Raw genomic sequence first — 1,171 nt, forward strand, 5'->3', positions numbered from 1 at the left:
CGAATCATTGCGTGCGAGTGAAGCAGCCTCTGAATCCACGAGTGCATCAATTAAAGCGTCCGAGTCCGAATCAACTTCAATTGAAACTTCACAATCGACCAGCAGATCGCTGAGTGAAAGTAAGTCGGCGTCAGAAGCAACCAGTAAGTCAATTGAGGAAAGCAAAGCAGCATCGGAATCTACAAGCGCCTCAATTAAGGCCTCTGAGTCCGAATCAACTTCGATTGAGACTTCGAAGGCAACTAGCAAATCGCTGAGTGAGAGTGAGTCGGCGTCGGAAGTAACCAGTAAGTCAATTGAGGAAAGTGAAGCAGCTTCTGAATCTACAAGCGTCTCAATTAAAGCGTCCGAGTCAGAATCAACTTCAATTGAAACCTCACAATCGACCAGCAAGTCGCTGAGTGAAAGTGAATCGGCATCAGAAGTAACCAGCAAATCAGTGAAGGAAAGCGAAATTGCATCAACGAGTAAGTCAGTTGAAGCATCGCAGGCAACTAGTGTTTCTGAATCCGAATCAACTTCGATTGAAACTTCAAAGGCTACTAGCAAGTCGCTGAGTGAAAGTGAATCAGCATCAGAAGTAACCAGCAAATCAGTGAAGGAAAGCGAAATTGCATCAACGAGTAAGTCAGTTGAAGCATCGCAGGCAGCTAGTGTTTCTGAGTCCGAATCAACTTCAATTGAAACCTCACAATCGATCAGCAAATTATTGAGTGAAAGTGAGTCGGCGTCGGAAGTAACCAGTAAGTCAATTGAGGAAAGTGAAGCAGCTTCTGAATCAACAAGCGTCTCAATTAAGGCCTCTGAGTCCGAATCAACCTCGATTGAAACTTCAAAGGCTACTAGCAAGTCGCTGAGTGAAAGTGAATCAGCATCAGAAGTAACCAGTAAGTCAATTGAGGAAAGTGAAGCAACTTCTGAATCAACAAGTGTCTCAATTAAAGCGTCCGAGTCCGAATCAGAATCAGCCAGCGAATCCGAATCTGAATCGGCATCTGAGTCAGAAAGTGAATCATTGAGTGAAAGTGAATCAACTTCGACGAGTGATTCTGAATCTGTCAGTGAATCCGAGTCGGAATCAGAATCAGCCAGCGAAAGTGAATCTGAATCGACATCTGAGTCAGAAAGTGAATCATTGAGTGCAAGTGAATCAACTTCGACGAGTGATTCC

General features: G+C 44.2%; 1 pseudogene. It reads right to left on the reverse strand.

Features of this window, described 5'->3' with window-relative positions:
• Positions 1 to 1,171 (reverse strand): annotated as a pseudogene (locus ACLUWI_RS10095) (hypothetical protein); the annotation flags it as partial.

The sequence above is a fragment of the Limosilactobacillus mucosae genome, from assembly GCF_046939755.1.
Classification (GTDB): Bacteria; Bacillota; Bacilli; order Lactobacillales; family Lactobacillaceae; genus Limosilactobacillus; species Limosilactobacillus mucosae_A.